Source organism: Bacillus salacetis (genome assembly GCF_003581585.1).
Classification (GTDB): Bacteria; Bacillota; Bacilli; order Bacillales; family Bacillaceae_B; genus Rossellomorea; species Rossellomorea salacetis.
In genome coordinates this window covers 18,398-40,322 of sequence record NZ_QXIR01000013.1, presented here as the reverse complement: position 1 = coordinate 40,322, position 21,925 = coordinate 18,398, and the positions used below count along the sequence as shown (strand labels likewise).

Genomic DNA, 21,925 nt, shown 5'->3' with positions numbered 1-21,925 from the left:
ATACATCATATTGGGTCGACATCGGTTGAAGGATTGGCAGCAAAACCCACCATTGATTTTCTGGTTGAGCTTCCGGATATTCAGCTGGCAGATGAAAGAACCCCCGCTTTAGAGGACTTGGGGTATACAGCCAAAGGTGAAAACGGAATAAAGGACCGCCGTTATTTTCAATACGAAAATGGAAAAGGGGAGAGGCTTTACCATGTTCATATCTATGGCTCAAACAGTGGGGAAATTGAGAGACATCTGATCTTTCGAGATTATTTGAGAACATTCAAAGGGGAAGCTGAAAGATACGGCCGGTTAAAAAGTGAACTTGCTGCACGATTTCCAACTGATATTAATGCATACATACAAGGGAAAGATGAATTTGTGAAAGAGTTGGAAAAGAGAGCTGTAAAGTGGGGCAGGATGAATCCAACTGATTAGCAGAATGACAAAAAAAGAAGAGTCGGCATTCGCCGACTCTTCTTCCTTTACAACTTATCTTTTGGAGTTAATATACAATTTGCCATCTGCGCGCTTGGTTGTCACATTGCCAAACTCATCCGAGATTTTCACTTCAACCACTGCTCCCGGGGCCTTCACATTTGAAGTCGCAGTATAGTATCCGACATAATGTCCATCTGAAGTTTCCATCATCGGAAGCTCGGTCGCATTGGAGACAGATGCTTTCGCATTCGTCAGCGGCATATGGATCACGAATGCCGCATCAAGACCTGGCTCACTGTCGAATTCAATTTTTACAGATTCACCTTTTTTCAGTTCCTTATCCTCTGCAGGAAGAAGGTTGTCAATCGCGATGTCGCCAAACTTTGCATGGACTGTAACTCTTTGTTTCTTTTTGTTTCCAGCCTTGTCTTTAGCGACAACCTGAATGACGTTTTCTCCTTCATCCAAAAGCAGCCTGTGGGTGAACTTTCCATCTTTGACAGAAGCTTTCTCACCATTTACTTTAACCCAGGCAAGGTTCTGATCAGTAATGTTTCCTTCTACTGTAATCGCCTCACGATTGGTTTTCGATCCTTCCTCAGGAGAGGTGATTTCCAATTCAGGTTTATCCTGGTCAAGAGTGATTGTGACCGGCTCGGAAGGACCTGTCATGCCTTGCTCTGTCGCTGCCTTTGCAGTAAGCGTATTTTCGCCTGCCTGTAAAGCAACGTCAGCGGAGAAAGTACCATTTTCCTCAGTTTCAGTTTCAGCAACTTCCTCATCCCCATTGAACAAGTGAACGGTTGTGGATGGGGCGGATGTTCCTTCAACTGTAACAGTTTCATTATTAGTGAAAGAATTATCCTTAGGCGACGTAATCACCGGAGCGGTAACTTCATAATTCACCGTTGCGCGGATCATATAGTTACCTTCCTCTTCAGGAGCAGGTGACCACGCTCCTCCAACCAGCTGCCAGCTTCTTGCTGCGTATTCGCCGTCTTCATCCGTTCCAAGTCCTGGTGTATTAGGATTTGGTTGAGATTGGATGTACACCATGTAGAAATCCCCCTCGACCATGATACCATGCTCGCTCAAGTCTACATGTGTCCATTCACCATTACGTAATGCTGTGCCATCAAAAGGACCGGCAAGTTTCTTTCCGGGTGCGCCGTCAGTACCGGATGCATCATAAACGGCCACTTGGAATTCAGTTCCGCCTGGTACAGGCCATTCAGTATCCCAGAATCGGAATAACCCGCCTGTTACTAAAGCTGTATCATTTCCTTCTTCAAGAGACATCTTGACCGCCCAGCCATTTCCTGCATCATAGAAGGCGCGGGCATTTTCTGCCGTACCATCATCATAGCCGATTTCACCAGGGTATCCGATGAAAGGTTCCAAGGCGATATCCGCAGTGGTGACTTCCCCGCCTTCAATCGTGATGTTTACTTCCTGGCTGTAGAAATAAGGTGCAACAACTTTTAGTGTATATTCACCTTCGTACGCCTCTAAGTCGAACTCGCCATTTTCATTTGTTTCGACAGGCTCCACTGCTGCATCTTCAAGCAGGAATGCTGAAGCCCCTTCAACCGGTTCACCGGTGACTTGATTTGTTACAGTGCCAGTCACGTTTCCTCTAGGAATTTCTTCAAGTGTGAAGTTGGAAATTGAAGTGCCGTCTTCTTCAATTTCCACACTCTGAGTCTGTGATCTGTAGCCGTATGTGGAAGCTTGCAATGTGAATTCGCCGGCAGCATGAGTCATTTCATAGGATCCATCAGCTGGATTGGTATATACTGACCGTCCGGTCTCAAGGACACTTACTTCTGCTTGCAAAGGCAGCAGAACTGGCGCAGGGGTTCCGTTCTGGTCAGCTGATTCCTTTTTAATATTTTTGGCTGGCTTGATCTTGCTTGGATTGACACTAGGTTTTTTGGAAACAGAAGCAGATGTGTCATCTTTTGATTTAAGTCCAAGTTGTTTTTTCTTGGCAGGGAGGATGGATTCAGCACTCAGTTTCACATCATCCAAATACCAGCCTTGTTTCACAACACTTCCATCTGTCGTTACATTGAAAGCAATATATACCCGCTGGCCGGCATATTCACTTAAATCAACTTCTCCGTCAATCCAGCCGTCTGTATTTCCGTTCACACGCAGGACTTGAGTCCAGTTTTCACCATCTGTGGAGATGAAAACGTGTCCATAGTCATAGTTGCGTTCAAGTTCATGCCACTGCTTGAATTGAAGGAAGCTGTTTCCTTCAGGCAGGTCCACAGGAGGCATTTGTAAAGACATATTCGCGTTGCTGGCGTAATTTCCAGCAAGGCTGGTTGCATATACCTTTTCACCAGATGCAGCACTGCCGGGACCATTTACAGGAACTCCCCATTCCCAGCTGTCTGCTTCCCCATAAGAAGTCCAGCCAGCCGGACTGGATTCGAAATCCTGCTCATATCCTGTTGAAATCCCTGGAAGGAGTGCAACAGAATATTCATCAGTCTCAACATTATTTCCGCCGAAATCAAGAGCGCTCCATTTATAAGTGACACTGTCACCGGTCAGAGCCTCACCAGGAATGACGGCTTCGTAGATACCGGACTTGAAGTCACCCGAGGTTTTTGCTGCTTCGACAGGAACCCATTCGCCATCAGCATTTTGATAGTGAAGGGTTACGCTTGTAACACTTACATTATCGCTGGCTTCTGCCTGCAATGAAAGACTCATTTCTTTGAATGATTCAGCTGGTGCTTCATGAGTGATAGCAGGCGCTTCAGTATCATCGCCTTCTTTTGATACTTGCCCTTTCACTTTCCCAAGGCCGCTCATCACTGAGGAAACGGCGTCAAATGCATTGACCAGACCGTGGCCGTAGCCGTTGTTTGGTGTTTCCGGGAAAGTTCCGTCTGTTAAAGGAATAGCAGTTGTTGTTAAGATTTCTTCAATTTCATCCACCGTCAACCCTGCATCTGCCTGCTTGAGTAAAGCGACAACAGCTGATACATGGGGGCCGGCCATAGATGTTCCATTCCAACCGCCTTCATAATTGCTTCCTGGAACTGAAGAACGGATATTCACACCTGGCGCGGAAATTTCAGGCTTCACTTCTTGGTATGGAGATGGACCTTGAAGGGAGAAACTTCCAAGAATGTCGTTTATATCTGTTGCACCAGTTGCAAATGATTCAGGATAGTTTGCCGGAGTGGCGATAGAACCAGGTCCACCAGGATTAAAGAGGGTGGTATTTCCGGCTGAAAATTCAGGGAAGATCTCAGCTGCCCTCCAGGCTGACACCATATCACGGTACCATTCATCAAGGCCAGGTCCGCCGCCCCATGAATTGTTCACTACATCAGGAGCCATTTCAGGATGAGGATTACCTTCAGCATCCTTCGGGGCAAGAATCCACTCCCCTGCTTCAAGTAAATCAGCATCACTTCCACCGTCAGGCGTGAATGCTTTGACAGCGATCCACTTAGCACCCGGAGCAACCCCGATTTGATTGTTTCCATCCGGCTCGGAGCCGACCATTGTTCCGGTAACATGGGTTCCGTGACCATCATCGTCATAAGGGGTTCCCTGGCCGGCAGTAGCATCGAACCAGTTAAATTCATTATCTGGGGAATCAGGGTTTTGAGGATCGAATCCTCTGTATTTTTCTTTCAGGGCAGGGTGATTCCACTGCACTCCGGTGTCGATGGAGGCAACGACTGTTCCTGCTCCGTCAATTCCCATGTCCCATACTGCCGGTGCACCGACCCTGTCGATGTTCCATTCAATCCCGGCAGGATTATTTTCAGCTTGTTTAGCTTTCTCCATCACGCTTGCAGCAGGAGAGTCTGCTTTAACGGGCTGAATGAGTTGACGCGTTTCGTTTGGTAAGATTTTCTCGACTTCCGGGAAATTTGCGATTTTTTCCATGACTTCTTTTGTACTTGTAACAGCCATGCCGTTAACGACATAGAATCCTTTAACATCTTTAACCGAACCGGATTTCTTCTGGCTATTTAAGTATTTTTTCACTTCTGCTTGAGTTTCAAGGGCAGTAGAACGCAGCTCTGATACTACCAGGTTCCGTTTTAATAATTTTTTGCTGTAAGCAGTAAGCTTTTGCTTCTTTGCTTGATCAGCAGCTTTCTTTTCTGCAGACTTAGTGTCTGCCTGCTCCTTGAACTTCACTAAGTATGTGACGTGCTTATCCTTCTTGAATTGGTCTTGCAGCTTAGATGTGATTTTGGATTGCGGACTGACTTTTGCTGTATCCTTTACTGAAACAGAAGGTTTTCCTTTCTGTGCAGCCTGTTGTGTGGAAGCAGCTGCTCCTGCATTCGGTGGAAACATTAATGGAATAAACATGATCAGGGTCAGTGCAATGGACAACCATTTTACGTTTCTTCTTTTTCCTGTCATTCAGTTTTCCCTCCTATAATGTTTGTAATGGGGGTGCCGATCCTCCTTTCTTCTTATTCCACCTGGTAAAAAGTAGATGGTAAACCAACGATAACCAATAATATAAGTCGAATGTTGTATATATTTGTCGTAATAGTTTTGAATATTCAGAAAATAGATAAGAAGTTTCAGCATGCATCATTTTTGGTAGGTCATTGGTATGGCTTTTTTTATAACTCCAGGAATATAACGGATTAACGTAAAGAAATGACAGGGAGTTTAGTAGTGTGTATTTAAACGATGTAAATCGACAAGAGAAAAAATGAGAGGTTGGATGGAAGGGGAAGAAGCAGCAACACCTTTATAGAAAAAACTCCTAAATTGTATAATTAGTCATTCGGAATAATATTCCCAAAAGAATATACGAGGGATAAATCCCGGTATTTAACCTCGATTTTAATTTAAATGGGTCTATTATATCGGAATGCAAGAGACAGAGAAGTTTAAAATAGGGATATTTGAATCATCTGCAGACTTAGAATACCCCGGTTCTACTTGTTGAATGGAAAATCAATGAAGTTCAGAGTGAATAAGGCATGAGGACTGGAAATGAGGGTGATTTCCATAAGGCGGCAGAATCGGAGTGCCTGGTCATTTCGTAAAGTGTAAACAGTACGGCTCACCTTAAATGGGGAATTGTGTATAGGAAAATAGGTTTATTCATGCCGGTAAAAAATCCATCCCCATTGCCGGGGATGGATTGAAAGATTCATATACGGTGCTGTTCATAAATATTCTGCTTGGTAATATTCTTTAAGACTTCCATTTCTTTGCTGGATAACGGGGGTGCTTTTGCCGCCTGGGCATTTTCGCGTAATTGTTCAACAGAACTAGCACCTGGAACAACAGCTGAAACGGCGTTGTGACTGAGGATATATTGCAGGGCAATTTCATTCATGGATCTGCCGGCAGTCAGTTTTTCATGTATGTTCCCAAGCACTTCCTCAAGTTCATTGTATGAATAATCGAGATATCCTTGTTCTTTCATTTTGGAAGACGCTTTATCAAGCATTCTGTCACTGAGCAATCCTTTTGCAATAGGACCTCTTGTCACCACACTGATTTCTTTGTCTTCGAGCAGAGGGAAAATTTCCTCTGGACGTCTGTCCAGCAAACTGTACTGCATCATTACAGAAATAATACTGGAAGACTCAGAAAAACGTTTAATGACATTCGGGCGGATTGATGAGATTCCATAGAATCGAATGAGTCCTTCTTGCCTGAGTTCTTCAAATGCTTCGATCGTTTCGTCCAAGGGATCATCAATTGTCCCGCCATGAAGTTGAAATAAATCGATGTATTCCGTTCCAAGCCTTTTTAAGCTGCGCTTTGCTGCTTCTTTAATATATTTTTTGGAAGGGTCCCAGCGCCAGCCGTCCTCAACATCATCCCAGCGGTTCCCTGCTTTCGTGGCAATGATCACTTTATCCCTTACAGACTTCAAAGCTTTTCCGACAATTTGTTCATTTTCGCCAAAGTCATAGAGATCGGCTGTATCAAAATAGTTGATGCCTTCATCGAGGGCGGCCTCAATGATCGGCTTGGCTTTTTCAGGGTCTTTTCCAAGTGACATGCATCCTAATCCTATTCTGCTGACAAGCAGGTCTGATGTTCCCAATCTGTTCTTCTCCATCATTTCCCCGACCTTTCCTTTATATTAATTAAGGATATTGTAACGGAAGATGACAGGGGAAACCAAATTTACTGTTTCTCATTGCTTGCAGCCTTGGACCAATCCTGAATATATTGATATTTATGGCTGTATTCTTTCAGTTTGGCTTTTATTTCCCAAGCTTTTCCATGGAGTATAACTCCTTTGGGATGGACTATGATTTTCATGACCGGACCTCCGGGAATATATTTTGAACCAGAAACGTTGAAACGGATACCAGATGACACATTGTGGTTAATCTATATTCAAAAAAGGAAATAGTATGAATGAAACCACGGAGGATGGGTAAATGGTGGAGTTCTGATATAATGACCACAGCCACCATTAAGAACAGGAGTGTAAAATATGAAAAAATTTGAAGAAAAGACACTGAACTCAGAAAAGATTTATAAGGGGAAAATCATTGACTTACAAGTCGATGAAGTCAGCCTGCCTAACGGAAAGACCTCTAAACGTGAACTCATCAGGCATCCTGGTGCCGTCGCTGTTATTGCGCTGACTCCTGAAGGGAAAATCGTAATGGTTGAACAGTATCGAAAAGCCTTGGAACAATCGATAGTGGAGATACCGGCAGGGAAATTGGAACAGGGGGAGGAGCCTGCGAAAACTGCGGAAAGGGAACTGGAAGAAGAAACGGGTTACGCGTGCAGGGATATGAAGCCGCTCATCTCTTTCTATACCTCACCTGGATTCGCGGATGAACTGGTTCATCTTTTTATTGCTGAAGATATTTATAAATTGGAGAATGCCAGTCCTCCCGACGAAGATGAATTTGTCGAACTCCTGGAAGTCAGCCTTGAAGAAGCACAAAAGATGATAGAAGAAAAGCGGATTTTCGATGCGAAAACAGCTTATGCAGTTCAATATCTGCAATTGAAAGAGAGATTGAAAGAAAAGTGAACGAATATTTTGCAGATATGCATATCCATATCGGAAGGACTGCCAGCGGGCGGGCAGTAAAGATTACAGGATCAAAAACACTGACACTGGCCAATATCCTCACGTATTCAGGCTGCCCGAAAGGTCTGCATATGACCGGTGTAATAGACTGCCATTCACCGGAAGTCATTCAGGAGATCGAAGCCCTGATTCACACGGGAGAATTAAGGGAGCTTCGAGATGGCGGCTTTCAACATGAAAATGGACTGGTATTGATTCCTGGAAGCGAGCTGGAGATAAATGATGAAAATTGCAATGGGCCGATACATGTGCTGGCTTACTTTCCTGATCTGCCTTCGCTGAAATCGTTCTCTGGATGGCTGAGCAGCAAAGTGACAAATATTCATCTCAGCTCACAGCGGATTTATGCGGACGGCAGGGAGCTTCAACTGAAAGTGAAGGGTTTGGGTGGCCTTTTTATACCTGCCCATATCTTCACCCCTTTTAAAAGCCTTTATGGAAAAGGTGTAAGGAATTCGTTAAGTGAAGTATTTTCACCGGAACAGATTGATGCAGTCGAATTGGGGTTGAGCAGCAATACGGCGATGGCAAACAGTATACCGGAACTCCATAAGTATACTTTTCTGACCAATTCAGATGCTCATTCACTCGCTAAAATCGCGCGTGAATATAATTCAATTACAATGGAAGCCCCCTCGTTCAAAGAATTTGCCAAGGCATTGAAGAATGAGGAGGGGCGAAAGATTGCGGCAAACTATGGCCTTGATCCATTTCTGGGGAAATATTATGAAACAACCTGCTCCAGCTGCGGTGTCATCATGCAGGATAGCGCGGAAAAATGCCAAGAGTGTGGGCATGGCAGGAAAATCAGGGGAGTGAAGCACCGGATTGCAGACCTGGCAGAGGACATACCTTCACCTTTGAGACCGGCGTACATCCCTCAGGTGCCGCTCGAGTACATTCCCGGCCTCGGACCAAAAACCATGGATAAGCTGCTCGATCATTTTGGGACAGAAATGGATATCCTTCATCATGTACCGAAGGGCAGACTCGCCGAAGTGACGAAAGAGCAGCTGGCAGAAACGATCCACAAAGCCCGGACAGGACAGCTTGTGTTCAATGCGGGTGGAGGTGGAAGATATGGGAAAGTAGCCAGGAATGAAAATAAAGGACAATGACTGTAACTGAGTCATTGTCCTTTATTTTGTTCGAAGAAGTCCTTCACCATTTGGACGCACTTTTGTTTTGGGTAATTATGATATAACAATCCGGAAAGCCTGACGGGGTCACCAAAAAAGTATCTTTCGTATTGAGTTTGCCTGGTGCCGAATGAACTCATCGTAAGATCCCATGCTAAACGGAAGATCCGGGTCTTTTCTGCGGCTGAATGGTTGGCTCCTTGCAGGTACTGTTCCAGGTCTGCTCCGATTTCAGAGTGGAAGGCTTCCTCGGTAGGCAACGTCACCATTCCGCTCGCGCCAATCAATTGAATGATTTCGGTGAACCTCGGGTAAATCCTGGGAAATATATTGCTTGCCGTCCGAAGAGGAATGATGCTTGGCCGCATAATACCGCAGCCGTCCGGTTCCGCATCATTTTCTGCCTTCTCCAGAAGTGCTTTCATCGTCTCCAGGCCGATGATGATTTCTGATAATTTCTCTTGAATATGCTGGTATTCCCTGACATTGATCAGTTCGGTAAGTGATTCAGCAATCCCCAGTATAAACTCGGTCTTAGCAATTTGCCTTATGAGTACTTGATGTATAGTGAAGTGATGAAAGGAGCTCTGTATGACCAAAGAATTAGAGGCGTCTTGGTTATCATAAAAGAAGACTCGTTCCCACGGGACCAGCACGTTGTCAAAAACAAGGATTGTATCCATTTCTTCAAACCGGGAGCTGAGCGGGTGATCGAAAGCAGAGGCCCCGCCAACAAAGGACTCTCTGCAAATGAATTTCAAACCTGCTGTGCCGGATGGGATGGAAAAGGCGAAAGCTTCGCCTTTTTCAAATAATAATTTGCTTGGGGCGCTGAAGACGAGTACTTCATCACTTATCCCTCCCTGTGTAGCGAGAAGGCGTGCTCCTTTAATGATCAGGCCGTCGTCATTTCGATCCACGACCCTTGCAGATATCGGTTCCTCCGTTTCATCTTGAAAGTAACATTGAGACCGATTTACTTGCGGTGTTATGAATGTATGAGTGAAAGATAAATCCTCTTCCCTGGCCATTTCAAACACCGATTGGAAATGTTCAGGGAAACAATTCTCCTTCCCTTGCAGTATATGGGCGGAAGAAGCGAAGCTCATCATAGCTGTATTGAGGTAATCCGGGCTTCGGCCCATCAGCCCGTAATTTTGTCCTGCCCACTTTTCCATCATTCTTCGGCGCTTCCGCAGGTCTTCTTTCGACTTCGGCTGTAGAAAGGACAGCCCGACAGGTTCATTTGAAACTGGTGAGGTGAATGTCATTTCATTTCTATGAACCGGATCGGTCTGCATGTCATAAAGGGCGGCTTTTGTTTCAATGATCCCCTTGAATGCAGGGTGCTCAGAGACCTTGCCCTCGATTTTTTTCCATTGAACCAAATTTCAGGGTTTATTTGATCTAGCCTGCTGATAAACTGTTTTCCATTTATCGCTCCCAAGTGATTAATCCCTCCGTTCCAGGATTTCCTGTAATAATGATCGATTCCATTATATTCCTCTGTGCAGGTGTCCGTTCGGGACAGGAAACCAGAGGGAGCCAAAGTTTGACGTTTAATGATGATGGTATTTCCATTCATCTGCCAGTACTGAATACACACAAGTATTTCTGAGCTCCTGTCCGTCAGCACTTAGGGAATTCCGGCGGAGTGTTCCTTCGAGAGTATAGCCAAGTCGTTCGGGGATTCGACGGGATGCGTGGTTCAATTCATCGCAGCGTATCTCCACTCTATGAACCGCCAAATGTTCAAAGGCAAAGCGGGTCAGTTCCTTAACTGCTTCCGTAATATAGCCATTTCCGCTGTGAGAGGAAACTCCCCAGTATCCTATTTCCAAACTGCCTGTCTTCCAATCAATACGGTGAAACCCCGTCGATCCTGCAAACTCACCGTCATCTTTCTTGTATATATGCAGCCTGAAGTCTTTCCTTAATATAAAATCGGCATACGATTTCCGGATGCCTTCTTCTATTTCCTCAACGGTCTGCTCTTTTTGAGCTAAAGCCATCCATTTTGACAGATTTTTAATAGAGGAATTAATAGCCTTATGCAGCTTGTATCCGTCACCTGGTTTGCAGTGTCTAATATAAAGGCGGTTCGTTTCAATTAAGTCTGGAAAGTCAAACAGTATCCGGTTTCCCATGAAATCCCTCCTGATTTTTCAGAAAATTATATCTGAAATAGCGGCAGGGGACAACAGCTATTTAAAATATTAATGAAATCTCAAAGGTATAATTACTAGATTTGCAACATAGTATCTAGTAATACTCGATTAGGAGGAAAAACAGATGCGAAAGGGAATCTCATCCAAAAATCCAATCATTGAACACGTACAAGCCCATTCCTCTATCTACCTATTTATACTCACTCTGTTCTTAATGGGTGTCATTTTCGGGGCGGTGGTCGTGAACAGCCTGTCGTTCACCCAGAAAGAAGACCTTTACTTTTATCTCGGACAATTTTTCGGGGAAATATCAGATGGCAAAATTGCATCTGCCGAAGATTTGTTCCGGCAGAGTTTTCTTCATAATATAAAATATTTAGGGTTGATGTGGATACTCGGAATCTCCATTATCGGTCTGCCGCTCATTTTTATCCTTTTATTCATGAAAGGGGTCGTCATTGGTTTTTCAGTCGGTTTTTTAGTGAATCAAATGGGTTGGAACGGATTTCTCCTGTCGTTCGCAACGGTTTTGCCGCAGAATATCGTAATCATACCGGCCTTCATATTCATAGGGGTGATCAGTGTAAGCTTCTCTTTGACACTCATTCGGAAGATATTCATGAAACTTTCACCGCATTTACAGGTCCAAATGGTCCCATTACTGTCAAGGTACGTTCTTGCATTTGTAGTGGCGATCGCTATTATAACCCTTGCTGCTGGTATTGAAGCCTATATTTCTCCCAGCTTGATGAAAACGATGGTGAACCTATCCGGTAAATAATAATTATTATATAATAAAAATTCTAATCTCTTCTTTATAATTATTTTATTTTGCTTATTCCTCCCTTTTTGTTATAATAATGTAGACACTGACGGGGGAGGGAGACGGAATTATGGAAAGCCGGATAGACCGAATAAAGAAACAGCTTTCTTCTGCCAGCTACAAGCTGACACCACAGCGTGAAGCGACAGTGAGAGTACTATTGGAAAATGAAGAAGACCATCTAAGTGCAGAAGATGTATACCTCCTCGTTAAAGAAAAATCTCCCGAAATTGGTTTGGCGACTGTCTATCGGACATTGGAACTTTTGACAGAGTTGAAGATTGTAGACAAGATAAATTTCGGCGATGGTGTATCGAGGTATGATCTCCGTCAAGAAGGCGCAGCTCACTTTCACCATCACCTGGTATGCATAGAGTGTGGAGCTGTTGATGAAATCCAAGAAGATTTACTTGAAGATGTGGAAGCAATTGTAGAAAGAGATTGGAAGTTTAAAATAAAAGACCACAGATTGACCTTCCATGGCATTTGCTATAGGTGCCAGGAAAAGTCAGATGAAACCGAATCAGAATAGAAATCGCAGAGCTGACCGCCAAGTTGTCAGTTCTTTTATTTTGGCTCTTTTCGTAAACTTTGTTGCTATTCAACATAAAATTTTAGATTATATCCTGGTAAAACCCCGGTGAGCAGGAAAGAAAAGAGTTGCTTGTTCTTTCGAGAGTAAAGCTTTGAATACAGGGGGGAAATCCGTCAGCTGGGATTTTTCTGAAAGCAACAATATCTGCGAAATTAGCCTTTTACCTAGACAAGTGAAAACGCAGTGGGTCGTGCCGTCAGAGCGGTACTGAATCACTCAAGCTTTGTTGTAACCCTGCCAAGCAGCTGCACTAAGTGACAAACCCAGGTTTTTTTACACCCAAATGGTATAAAACCCTGCATTTTCGTCATAGCTTGTAAGAAAGAATGTTTACGGAGGACAGGCGTATGTTACAAACAGGGATGAAGACCATTTGGCACACTATAAAAGTGTTTATACTGTTTACAGGCTCTACGATTCTTTTTTACTATGGTATCATGTGTATAAGCGAAGAATACGAAAGCTATCACAGATACGATGAGCCGGAAGGTGCTGCTGTTAAAGTGTTCCAGACAGTTTCAGAGGAGGAGCGGAGCTGGACTGACCGGCTATTACTTTTTTATATGAATGGGGAGTAATTAGCTTGGAGAGCCGACTACAAGATTTTATCCATTTTTTGATTGTTGAAAAGGGGCTTGCCAAAAATTCGGTGGACTCCTATCAACGCGATCTGAAGAATTATATGAAATTCCTTCAAAATGTGGATTCAGCAAACGTTTGGAATGAAGTGCAAAGGGTCAATATTACCGGGTTTCTCAGCCATTTGAAATCTGAAGGGAAGTCTGCCAAGACCATTGCCAGGCATGTGGCTTCCATCAGGTCTTTTCATCAGTTTCTTTTGCGTGAGAAAGTAACCGAACAAGACCCATCTATACATATTGAGTCACCAAAAATGGAACGCTCGCTTCCTAAAGTGCTCAGTATAGATGAAGTGGAAGCCCTGCTGGAAGCTCCGCAGGAGAGCACTCCACTTGGGATAAGGGATAAGGCGATGCTAGAGGTGCTGTATGCGACCGGAATCCGTGTATCGGAACTCATCCGGCTCCAGATGGACGATGTCCATTTGAAAATGGGGTTTGTGCGGTGTATTGGAAAAGGAAACAAGGAACGGATCATCCCCATTGGTAAGACTGCAATTGAAGTGCTGGAGAAATACCTGACGGATGGCCGTCCGAAACTGGTCAGGAAGAAGCACAAGGACGATTCCCTCTTTTTGAATCATCATGGCAAAGGATTATCCAGGCAGGGCTTTTGGAAAATCCTGAAGGGATTGGCTGCGGAAGCAAAGATTTCCAAAGAGCTGACGCCTCACACCCTCAGGCATTCATTTGCAACTCATCTGCTGGAGAATGGTGCAGATTTGAGAGCGGTGCAGGAAATGCTGGGACATGTGGATATTTCGACAACCCAGATTTATACTCATGTGACCAAGACGAGAATGAAGGATGTCTATTCGAAATTTCACCCGCGGGCTTAAAAGGCCTGCTTTTTTTATGTTCATAAAAAGATAGAAGATTATCTATGTAAACGCTTGTTTTTTGTAAGCACCGGCTTTAAAATAAGGTTGTCTGACTTCTGACAAATCAACTTTTGGTTACACCCTGAGAAACGGGGTAATATAAGCGTAAATATGACAAGGGCTGTTGAGTTTGTATCTAGGGTTCCCTGCAGGATTATTGCTTTCCCATTTTTAAAGATTGGAGCTGCAGGTGAGGCTTCCTGATGGATTAACGGAACTTGCTTATCAGCTGAAATCCAGCTTGCAGCCTTACTGATTCAAAAGAAGCAGCAAATCAATGAAGGAGGAAGAGAAACAAATGAGCAATTATACATACAAAAGAATCCACCTTGTTGTCATGGACTCTGTTGGAATCGGGGAAGCTCCCGATGCTAAGGATTTCAACGATGAAGGGGCGGATACATTAGGTCATATAGCTGAACATATGAATGGTTTGAACATGCCTAATATGGCCAGGCTCGGTTTATCGAATATCCGTGAAATAAAAGGAATTGAAAAGCAGGAACACCCTATGGCGTTCTACACAAAGATGGAGGAAGCCTCGGTAGGGAAAGATACGATGACGGGGCATTGGGAAATCATGGGGTTGAATATCAGCCAGCCATTCAAAGTATACCCTGAAGGCTTTCCTGATGAATTATTGAAACAGCTTGAAGAAAGGACAGGAAGGCCGATCATCGGAAATAAGCCGGCAAGCGGAACGGCCATCATAGAGGAACTCGGAAAAGAACATATGGAAACAGGTGCGCTCATCGTCTACACATCTGCAGACCCGGTTCTGCAAATAGCTGCACACGAAGAGATTGTGCCGATTGATGAATTGTATAAGATCTGTGAAATTGCCCGTGAGTTGACAAAGGACGAGAAATATCTCGTCGGCCGTGTCATTGCACGCCCTTTTACAGGGGAACCGGGTAACTTCCAGCGTACATCAAACAGACATGACTATGCGCTGAAACCATTTGAACGGACAGTCATGAATGAACTGAAAGACTCAGGATACGATGTCATCGCTCTTGGGAAAATTTCCGATATCTACAATGGCGAGGGGGTGACGGCGTCTGTCAGGACCAAGCACAATATGGATGGTATGGATCAAATGGTCAAGTCTTTTGAAAAGGATTTTACCGGACTGAGCTTCTTGAATCTCGTCGACTTTGATGCATTGTTTGGGCACCGCCGTGACCCCGAGGGCTACGGAAAAGCCCTCGAGGAGTTCGATGCCAGACTCCCTGAAGTCTTTGAAAGAATGACAGAGGATGATTTATTGATCATCACTGCAGACCATGGCAATGATCCGGTGCACTATGGAACGGACCATACAAGGGAGTATGTTCCTCTGCTAGTTTATTCGAAGCGAATGAGTGTCGGGAAAGAGATCCCGGTCCGCAAAACATTCGCTGACATTGGTGCAACAGTGGCAGACAATTTCAATGTGAAACTTCCGAAATACGGAGAAAGCTTTTTAAACGATATCGCTAAGGAGTCTTAATATGAAATTCGAACAGATAGAGAATGCAGCAAATTTTTTGAAAAACAAATATACAGGCAAACCGGCTATCGGCCTTATTCTGGGATCAGGACTCGGTGTGCTGGCGGAAGAAATTGAGAATCCGGTTGTAGTACCTTATAAAGAAATTCCTGATTTCCCGGTTTCCACAGTGGCCGGCCATGCAGGACAGCTGGTATTTGGCCAACTGTCCGGTAAAGAAGTCGTGGCCATGCAAGGAAGGTTCCACTTCTATGAGGGATATGGTTTCGATAAAGTCACCTTTCCTGTCCGTGTGATGAAAGAGCTTGGCGTGGAATCCCTGATTGTTACTAACGCAGCAGGAGGGGTTAATGAATCCTTCCAGGCTGGTGATTTGATGATCATTTCCGATCATATCAATAATATGGGAGGTAATCCTCTGATTGGTCCTAATGATGACCGTCTTGGTGTCCGTTTCCCTGACATGTCGGAAGCATACAGTAAATCACTCCGTGAACTGGCAAGAACAGTGGCTGAAAAGCTTTCACTGGACATTAAAGAAGGTGTGTATGTTGGAAATACAGGCCCCGTTTATGAAACTCCTGCCGAGGTGCGCATGTTAAGGACACTTGGAGGAGACGCGGTAGGAATGTCTACGGTCCCGGAAGTCATTGTTGCAAGGCATGCAGGCTTGGATGTGCTGGGGATTTCGTGTATTTCCAACATGGCAGCAGGAATCCTTGACCAGCCCCTTACTCACGATGAAGTAATCGAGACAACCGAAAAGGTTCGCGCAGACTTCCTTGATTATGTGAAATCTATCGTTAAATCGATGTAAAGAATGATGAATACTGCAGGATGACTATGTTTTGAGGTGAATGGAAATGAGAATGGTTGATGTAATTGAAAAGAAACGGGATGGCAAAGAGCTTACCCCGGAAGAAATAAATTATTTTGTTGAAGGTTATACAGATGGAAGCATCCCTGATTATCAGGCGAGTGCGCTGACTATGGCGATTTTCTTCCAAGGCATGTCTGAAAGGGAGAGAGCGGACCTTACCATGTCAATGGTGCAATCAGGTGATCAAATTGATTTATCGGCAATTGAAGGCGTCAAGGTCGATAAGCACTCAACGGGTGGTGTCGGTGATACGACTACATTAGTGCTCGGACCTCTCGTTGCTGCCGTCGGTGTGCCCGTTGCGAAAATGAGCGGAAGGGGCCTTGGGCATACAGGTGGTACAATCGATAAGCTGGAGGCAGTCCCTGGTTTTCATGTTGAAATTGACAATGATGAATTTACCCGCCTGGTGAATGAAAACAAGATTGCCGTCATCGGACAAAGTGGAAATCTGACACCTGCTGACAAAAAATTGTATTCACTTCGTGATGTGACGGCGACAGTTAACAGTATTCCCTTAATCGCTTCTTCCATCATGAGCAAAAAAATTGCTGCAGGCGCAGATGCGGTTGTCCTTGATGTCAAAACAGGGGCTGGAGCTTTCATGAAGGAGCTCGGGGACTCACAGGAACTCGCACAGGCGATGGTCAACATCGGCAACAATGTCGGCCGCAGAACAATGGCCGTTATCTCCGACATGAGCCAGCCGCTTGGATTTGCGATCGGGAACGCTCTGGAAGTAAAAGAAGCGATCGATACGCTTAAGGGCGAGGGACCGGAAGACTTGACAGAGCTTTGCTTGACATTGGGAAGCCACATGGTTTACCTTGCAGGAAAAGCTGCAACCCTCGAACAAGCCCGTGAAAAGCTGGTTTCAGTGATCAAGGATGGATCAGCTTTGAACAGCTTTAAGCTTTTCTTGAAATCCCAAGGCGGGGATGAGTCTGTCGTCGATGAACCTGAGAAGCTGCCAAAAGCTGCGCACGTCCTTGAACTTGAAGCAAAGGAAGACGGATATGTTTCAGAAATCATCGCTGATGCAGTGGGCACTGCGGCTATGTGGCTGGGCGCAGGAAGAGCGACAAAAGAGTCAGAAATCGACCTTGCTGTAGGGCTGGAACTGAGAAAGAAAATCGGGGATAAAGTCCAAAAAGGTGAATCTCTTGTGACGATCCACAGCAATAGTGAAGATATCGCTGATGTTAAGAATAAACTTTACGAAAGCATCAAAGTGACTAAGAACAAAGTCGATGCTCCAGTGCTGATACACGGGGAAATTAAAGAAACAAAATAATCAGGTTGATTAGTCAACCCAAAAAGGCAGGTGATCTTTCAGGATCATCTGCCTTTTTTATGAAAATTTTACATTGCTTACATAATTGGCGGGAAATTAATGAAAAAAATCCTTGGAAATCACTGTATAAAAAAGATAAGGATGGAAAAAATGGGGCTATGCATGTAATGAAATTATTTACATTGAATGGAGGACCAGGAATGAAACGAATGATATCGGCCATCCTTATGTTGGTATTGATCTCTTCCGCTTTTGCTCCGTTTGCTGCGGCAGAGGAGAAAAAGACTGAATTAGCGGAAGGCGCTAAATCAGCGATAATGATTGAAAGAGATACGGGAACGGTTTTATATGATAAAAACAGCCATGAGAAACTGCCGCCGGCATCCATGACAAAAATCATGACAATGATCTTGATCATGGAAGCCATTGAAAAGGGCCAGATTAAATGGGAAGACAAAGTCAGGACAAGTGAATACGCTGCATCAATGGGAGGCTCCCAGATTTTCCTGGAACCTGGTGAAGAAATGACAGTCAAAGAAATGCTGCTTGGCATTTCAATCGGTTCTGCCAATGATGCCTCAGTAGCGATGGCAGAACATATAGCAGGCAGTGAAGAAGGCTTCGTCGAGAAAATGAACGAAAAAGTTAAAGATCTGGGATTGAAAGACACGAATTTCAAAAATCCCACTGGCCTGCCTGCAAGTGATCATGTCAGTTCAGCACATGATATGTCGATGATGGCAAAAGAATTATTACGGCACCAGGAAATCACTAATTTTACAGGAACGTATGAATCCTACCTGAGAGAAGATACGGATAAGAAATTCTGGCTTGTGAACACAAACAAGCTCGTAAGGTTTTATCCTGGAGTGGATGGATTGAAAACAGGCTTCACCAATGAGGCAAAGTACTGCCTGACCGCAACGGCTAAAAAAGATAATATGAGGGTCATTGCAGTCGTCTTCGGCGCGCCGACACCAAAAGACCGCAATGCAGAAATCAGCAAGATGTTTGACTATGCCTTCAGCCAGTATAAGACCCAGCCACTCTTTGAAAAAGGAGCAAGTGTAGGCAAGACGAAAGTGTCCAAAGGGAAGGACAAAGAAGTTGAAGCAATGACAAACGAACCTGTTTCGCTTCTAGCAAAAAAAGGTGAAAAACTTGATGGAATCGAGAAAAAAGTGAAACTCGATAAACTGAAGGCCCCAGTGAAAAAGGGTGATGCAATCGGGAAGCTTGTCATTGAGAAAGATGGCAAACAGCTTTCTGAAACTCCTCTCGTGGCTAAGCAGGACGTTCCTCAGGCAAGCTTCTGGCAGCTATATAAGCGTGCATTCGGAATGTTCACGAAGACCGGAAAATAAACTAAGCCTTCGAATAAAAAAAACAGCATAAATTGTCTGATTTCTTCTAGTTTTGTCTTGTAGGAGGAATTTAGGAATACAGAGTAGAATTGACTCACTATACGACAGAGAAGGAGGCCTGTTATAGTGAGTCTTACTATTGGTCTGGAAGTTAAAAGTGATGTTCTTTGCATTCGTCTGAGCGGGGAACTGGATCACCACACAGCAGAAAAATTGAGGCAGCAAGCTTCTCAATTGATTGAAGAACGCGGAATCAAGCACATCGTACTGAACATGGAAGCCCTTGGATTTATGGACAGCTCTGGACTGGGTGTGATTTTAGGAAGATATAAGCAAATCAAACAAAAGCATGGAGAAATGGTTGTCTGTGCGATTTCCCCTGCAGTCAAGAGGCTGTTTGAAATGTCAGGCCTATTCAAGATTATACGTTTAGAGCCGTCTGAAGAGTATGCATTACAAAGTCTGGGGGTTGCCTGATAATGAAGAACGAAATGAACATCCAATTCAGTGCGGTGAGCCAAAATGAATCATTTGCCCGTGTGACGGTAGCTTCCTTTATCGCACAGCTTGATCCGACAATGGATGAATTGACGGAAATCAAGACAGTCGTTTCAGAAGCGGTCACCAATGCAATAATTCATGGTTACGATAATAACCCAAACTGTTTCGTCTATATTTCGGTCAAGATGGAAGATGGGTTCGTTGATATGGAAATCAGGGATGACGGTATCGGCATTCAGGATGTGGAAGAAGCCAGACAGCCGTTATTTACGACTAAACCAGAGCTTGAACGTTCGGGAATGGGCTTTACAATCATGGAAAACTTTATGGATGAAATAGAAGTGAGTTCGCACCCAGGAGCAGGCACAACCGTTCGTTTAAAAAAGCATTTAGCTAACAGTAAAGCGCTATGCAATTAAGGAGCCATGCTAATGGATGTGGATGTTAAGAAGGACAAAGAGCAAAGCTTCCTGAAGGATTCGGAAGTTAAGGAGCTCATACAGCGAAGCCAGGAAGGTGACCAGTCAGCCAGGGACTTGATCGTCCAGAAGAACATGAGACTCGTATGGTCGGTTGTACAGCGCTTTCTGAACCGGGGTTATGAACCTGATGATCTGTTTCAAATCGGTTCAATCGGTCTGTTGAAGTCAGTGGATAAATTTGACTTGTCCTATGATGTGAAGTTTTCCACCTACGCTGTCCCGATGATCATTGGAGAGATACAAAGGTTCATCCGGGATGACGGTACAGTGAAGGTAAGCAGATCGTTGAAAGAAATGGGCAACCGGATCCGGCGGGCGAAAGATGAATTGTCCAAGACACTGGGAAGGGTGCCGACAATTAATGAAATTGCCGCCCATCTCGAACTTTCCCCTGAAGAAGTCGTCATGGCACAGGAAGCAAGCAGGGCCCCGTCCTCTATTCATGAAACAGTATATGAAAATGATGGCGACCCCATAACTCTCCTTGACCAAATATCCGATAATTCAGACCAGAAATGGTTTGATAAAATCGCCCTGAAAGAAGCAATCCGGGAGTTGGACGAAAGGGAACGCCTGATAGTTTATCTCCGGTATTACAAGGATCAAACCCAGTCAGAGGTGGCAGACCGCCTCGGTATTTCCCAGGTACAGGTTTCAAGGCTGGAGAAAAAAATCCTGCACAATATGAAAGAAAAAATGAATATGACGTAAAGGGAAAGAGGCCGGGACAAAAGCTTTTCAGTAACTAAAAAAGCCGAACTATTTTAGAAATGCTATCTTAGCATTCTAGATTAGTTCGGCTTTTTGAATTCAATTAGATCTTAAGTGAAATTAGCATTCGGCTATAGACGCTAATAAAATAGTCATGTCCCAGCCTCTTTTTTTGATTCTGCAGCTGATCAACGGCCCTCGCTACAGTATGAAGCCTGCAGCCAAATGATCACAAGAGGGATCATCATTGCAAGAAGCGGGTTTACCATATGAGATTTCGTATTCCTGTTAATCCAAAAAAACAGTTAGCAATTATTGGCTTCATGAAATATTTGTCTGAAATCCATACTATTTATACACGCAGGAAAATAATGTTGACCAGGAAGTGAGAAGGATGGAAGGTTCAGTATATATTCGGCTTCGGCACAGGCTGCAAGTGAGACCGGAAAGCAGTATCCAGCTAGAAAATACTGCCCAGATCATCGCCCCTGAACATTATCTTCAGGCCATTCGGAAGATCGTTCTTCATAAGGTGACCAAAGAGGATAAGAATATTATCATCCTTGACCTGATGAGAGTGATTTCGCAGATCAAATCGGTGCTTCCAAATGTGGATGTTCAAACGATCGGTCCTTCCCAGACGATCGTGGAAGTGGTATATAAGCGGAAAAAAGTTTCACCGGCATTATTTGCGGCTGTCTGGCTATTGCTGTTTATTGGCGCAGCAATGGCAATCATGAATTTTCATGAAGATGTGAGCATGCGGGAAGTGCATCAGCGCCTTTACTTAATGATGACAGGCAAGGAAGACCCGCATCCATTGTTATTTCAAGTACCTTATTCCTTCGGTTTAGGATTAGGGATGATCTTATTTTTCAACCATGTATTCCGAAAAAGGATTAACGAAGAGCCGAGTCCCCTTGAGGTTGAAATGTTCAACTATCAGCAAGATCTCGATCAATATGTCATCATGCATGAAAATAAAGAAAGTATGAAGCATCTTGATGACGATTAACATCATCATTTTGGGATTTGTCGGTCTTGCAGGAGGGCTTGCTGTAGGTTCTGGTTTAGTGGCATTTTTGACTGTGCTGGGAATCATTCCCCGATTGACGCAGCTCACCAAAACAATGAAAATGATTCACTTTTATGAGTGGGCGGTTGTGTTTGGGGCGATAATCGGGAGTGTTTTCAGTCTCAATGATTTTAAGCTGGGGCTTTCCCCTTATATTCTGATTCCCATGGGAATGCTGAGCGGAATTTTTGTCGGGATGCTTGCTGCTGCATTGACGGAGGTCTTGAATGTTCTTCCGATCCTGACAAAAAGGATCGGCATCAATGACCGCATCATCACCCTGTTGATGGCGATTGTCCTTGGAAAGGTACTTGGGTCACTGTTTCATTGGATTTATTTTGTCCGTCTATAAGCCTTGAAAGGAGAGCT

The 21,925-nt window shown here is 44.2% G+C and carries 20 protein-coding genes and 1 pseudogene; 16 read left to right on the top strand and 5 right to left on the bottom strand.

The window, feature by feature from the left end; all coding sequences use genetic code 11:
• Entirely contained in the window at positions 1–429 is a 429-nt protein-coding gene (locus D3H55_RS10905; protein WP_338067931.1) for a GrpB family protein, read from the top strand.
• Positions 430–483: 54 nt separating this feature from the next.
• Here the strand turns inward: D3H55_RS10905 and D3H55_RS10900 are convergent, their stop codons facing one another.
• The 3 genes from D3H55_RS10900 to mciZ form a co-directional block, all read right to left on the bottom strand.
• Entirely contained in the window at positions 484–4,842 is a 4,359-nt protein-coding gene (locus tag D3H55_RS10900) for a S8 family peptidase (protein WP_119546942.1), read from the bottom strand.
• 748 nt (positions 4,843–5,590) lie between these two features.
• On the bottom strand, positions 5,591–6,514 hold the full coding sequence (locus D3H55_RS10895; protein WP_119547012.1) for an aldo/keto reductase: 924 nt from the start codon (positions 6,512–6,514) through the stop codon (positions 5,591–5,593).
• A gap of 68 nt (positions 6,515–6,582) precedes the next feature.
• Positions 6,583–6,720, bottom strand: coding sequence for a Z-ring formation inhibitor MciZ (gene mciZ / locus D3H55_RS10890; RefSeq protein WP_119546941.1), 138 nt, complete (start codon positions 6,718–6,720; stop codon positions 6,583–6,585).
• Positions 6,721–6,898: 178 nt separating this feature from the next.
• Here mciZ and D3H55_RS10885 point away from each other — a divergent pair, with 178 nt between their 5' ends.
• Positions 6,899–7,453, top strand: a complete 555-nt coding sequence (locus tag D3H55_RS10885; protein ID WP_119546940.1) for an NUDIX hydrolase — start codon at positions 6,899–6,901, stop codon at positions 7,451–7,453.
• Complete coding sequence (locus tag D3H55_RS10880) at positions 7,450–8,631, top strand: endonuclease Q family protein (protein ID WP_205685470.1); 1,182 nt, start codon at positions 7,450–7,452, stop codon at positions 8,629–8,631. The genes D3H55_RS10885 and D3H55_RS10880 overlap by 4 nt, the downstream gene beginning before the upstream one ends.
• A gap of 11 nt (positions 8,632–8,642) precedes the next feature.
• On the opposite strand, the pseudogene hpaB reads toward D3H55_RS10880, so the two are convergent.
• Together hpaB and D3H55_RS10870 are read right to left on the bottom strand one after the other, a co-directional pair.
• Positions 8,643–10,099 (bottom strand): annotated as a pseudogene (gene hpaB / locus D3H55_RS10875) (4-hydroxyphenylacetate 3-monooxygenase, oxygenase component).
• Between the two features lie 112 nt (positions 10,100–10,211).
• Complete coding sequence (locus tag D3H55_RS10870; protein ID WP_119546939.1) at positions 10,212–10,799, bottom strand: GNAT family N-acetyltransferase; 588 nt, start codon at positions 10,797–10,799, stop codon at positions 10,212–10,214.
• A 145-nt stretch (positions 10,800–10,944) separates the two neighbouring features.
• Between D3H55_RS10870 and spoIIM the strand changes: the two genes are divergently transcribed.
• From spoIIM to D3H55_RS10805, 13 genes are all read left to right on the top strand, one after another.
• A complete protein-coding gene (spoIIM, locus tag D3H55_RS10865; RefSeq protein ID WP_119546938.1) occupies positions 10,945–11,601 on the top strand; it encodes a stage II sporulation protein M in 657 nt (218 codons plus the stop codon).
• Positions 11,602–11,713: 112 nt separating this feature from the next.
• Positions 11,714–12,175, top strand: coding sequence for a ferric iron uptake transcriptional regulator (gene fur / locus D3H55_RS10860; RefSeq protein ID WP_119546937.1), 462 nt, complete (start codon positions 11,714–11,716; stop codon positions 12,173–12,175).
• Between the two features lie 410 nt (positions 12,176–12,585).
• Positions 12,586–12,816 (top strand): YqzK family protein, encoded by a 231-nt coding sequence (locus D3H55_RS10855; RefSeq protein WP_119546936.1) that lies wholly within the window; start codon positions 12,586–12,588, stop codon positions 12,814–12,816.
• Between the two features lie 5 nt (positions 12,817–12,821).
• Positions 12,822–13,715 (top strand): site-specific tyrosine recombinase XerD, encoded by an 894-nt coding sequence (gene xerD, locus D3H55_RS10850; protein ID WP_119546935.1) that lies wholly within the window; start codon positions 12,822–12,824, stop codon positions 13,713–13,715.
• Between the two features lie 340 nt (positions 13,716–14,055).
• Positions 14,056–15,249 carry a phosphopentomutase gene (deoB, locus tag D3H55_RS10845; protein WP_119546934.1) on the top strand — a complete coding sequence of 398 codons (1,194 nt, stop codon included), beginning with the start codon at positions 14,056–14,058 and terminating at the stop codon, positions 15,247–15,249.
• Position 15,250: 1 nt separating this feature from the next.
• On the top strand, positions 15,251–16,066 hold the full coding sequence (locus tag D3H55_RS10840) for a purine-nucleoside phosphorylase (protein WP_119546933.1): 816 nt from the start codon (positions 15,251–15,253) through the stop codon (positions 16,064–16,066).
• Between the two features lie 46 nt (positions 16,067–16,112).
• Positions 16,113–17,423: a pyrimidine-nucleoside phosphorylase gene (locus tag D3H55_RS10835; RefSeq protein ID WP_119546932.1), complete on the top strand. Its 1,311-nt coding sequence runs from the start codon at positions 16,113–16,115 to the stop codon at positions 17,421–17,423.
• 200 nt (positions 17,424–17,623) lie between these two features.
• Complete coding sequence (locus tag D3H55_RS10830) at positions 17,624–18,787, top strand: D-alanyl-D-alanine carboxypeptidase family protein (protein ID WP_119547010.1); 1,164 nt, start codon at positions 17,624–17,626, stop codon at positions 18,785–18,787.
• Positions 18,788–18,913: 126 nt separating this feature from the next.
• Positions 18,914–19,264, top strand: a complete 351-nt coding sequence (gene spoIIAA / locus D3H55_RS10825; RefSeq protein WP_119546931.1) for an anti-sigma F factor antagonist — start codon at positions 18,914–18,916, stop codon at positions 19,262–19,264.
• Between the two features lie 2 nt (positions 19,265–19,266).
• Complete coding sequence (gene spoIIAB / locus D3H55_RS10820) at positions 19,267–19,707, top strand: anti-sigma F factor (RefSeq protein WP_119546930.1); 441 nt, start codon at positions 19,267–19,269, stop codon at positions 19,705–19,707.
• A gap of 12 nt (positions 19,708–19,719) precedes the next feature.
• Complete coding sequence (sigF, locus tag D3H55_RS10815) at positions 19,720–20,481, top strand: RNA polymerase sporulation sigma factor SigF (protein ID WP_119546929.1); 762 nt, start codon at positions 19,720–19,722, stop codon at positions 20,479–20,481.
• A 394-nt stretch (positions 20,482–20,875) separates the two neighbouring features.
• Positions 20,876–21,496 carry a stage V sporulation protein AA gene (locus D3H55_RS10810; RefSeq protein WP_119546928.1) on the top strand — a complete coding sequence of 207 codons (621 nt, stop codon included), beginning with the start codon at positions 20,876–20,878 and terminating at the stop codon, positions 21,494–21,496.
• Positions 21,486–21,908 (top strand): stage V sporulation protein AB, encoded by a 423-nt coding sequence (locus D3H55_RS10805; RefSeq protein WP_119546927.1) that lies wholly within the window; start codon positions 21,486–21,488, stop codon positions 21,906–21,908. Before D3H55_RS10810 ends, D3H55_RS10805 begins: the two co-directional genes overlap by 11 nt.
• Positions 21,909–21,925 lie beyond the last annotated feature (17 nt).

Excerpts from the sequence above, each read along its gene's own strand:
- D3H55_RS10810 (WP_119546928.1), top strand. The coding sequence starts at position 20,876 with ATGGAAGGTTCAGTATATATTCGGCTTCGGCACAGGCTGCAAGTGAGA.
- D3H55_RS10885 (WP_119546940.1), top strand. The coding sequence starts at position 6,899 with ATGAAAAAATTTGAAGAAAAGACACTGAACTCAGAAAAGATTTATAAG.
- D3H55_RS10900 (WP_119546942.1), bottom strand. The coding sequence starts at position 4,842 with ATGACAGGAAAAAGAAGAAACGTAAAATGGTTGTCCATTGCACTGACC.
- D3H55_RS10805 (WP_119546927.1), top strand. The coding sequence starts at position 21,486 with ATGACGATTAACATCATCATTTTGGGATTTGTCGGTCTTGCAGGAGGG.
- mciZ (WP_119546941.1), bottom strand. The coding sequence starts at position 6,720 with ATGAAAATCATAGTCCATCCCAAAGGAGTTATACTCCATGGAAAAGCT.
- D3H55_RS10840 (WP_119546933.1), top strand. The coding sequence starts at position 15,251 with ATGAAATTCGAACAGATAGAGAATGCAGCAAATTTTTTGAAAAACAAA.
- D3H55_RS10830 (WP_119547010.1), top strand. The coding sequence starts at position 17,624 with ATGAAACGAATGATATCGGCCATCCTTATGTTGGTATTGATCTCTTCC.
- spoIIAB (WP_119546930.1), top strand. The coding sequence starts at position 19,267 with ATGAAGAACGAAATGAACATCCAATTCAGTGCGGTGAGCCAAAATGAA.
- sigF (WP_119546929.1), top strand. The coding sequence starts at position 19,720 with ATGGATGTGGATGTTAAGAAGGACAAAGAGCAAAGCTTCCTGAAGGAT.
- fur (WP_119546937.1), top strand. The coding sequence starts at position 11,714 with ATGGAAAGCCGGATAGACCGAATAAAGAAACAGCTTTCTTCTGCCAGC.
- D3H55_RS10835 (WP_119546932.1), top strand. The coding sequence starts at position 16,113 with ATGAGAATGGTTGATGTAATTGAAAAGAAACGGGATGGCAAAGAGCTT.
- spoIIM (WP_119546938.1), top strand. The coding sequence starts at position 10,945 with ATGCGAAAGGGAATCTCATCCAAAAATCCAATCATTGAACACGTACAA.
- D3H55_RS10855 (WP_119546936.1), top strand. The coding sequence starts at position 12,586 with ATGTTACAAACAGGGATGAAGACCATTTGGCACACTATAAAAGTGTTT.
- deoB (WP_119546934.1), top strand. The coding sequence starts at position 14,056 with ATGAGCAATTATACATACAAAAGAATCCACCTTGTTGTCATGGACTCT.
- D3H55_RS10870 (WP_119546939.1), bottom strand. The coding sequence starts at position 10,799 with ATGGGAAACCGGATACTGTTTGACTTTCCAGACTTAATTGAAACGAAC.
- D3H55_RS10895 (WP_119547012.1), bottom strand. The coding sequence starts at position 6,514 with ATGGAGAAGAACAGATTGGGAACATCAGACCTGCTTGTCAGCAGAATA.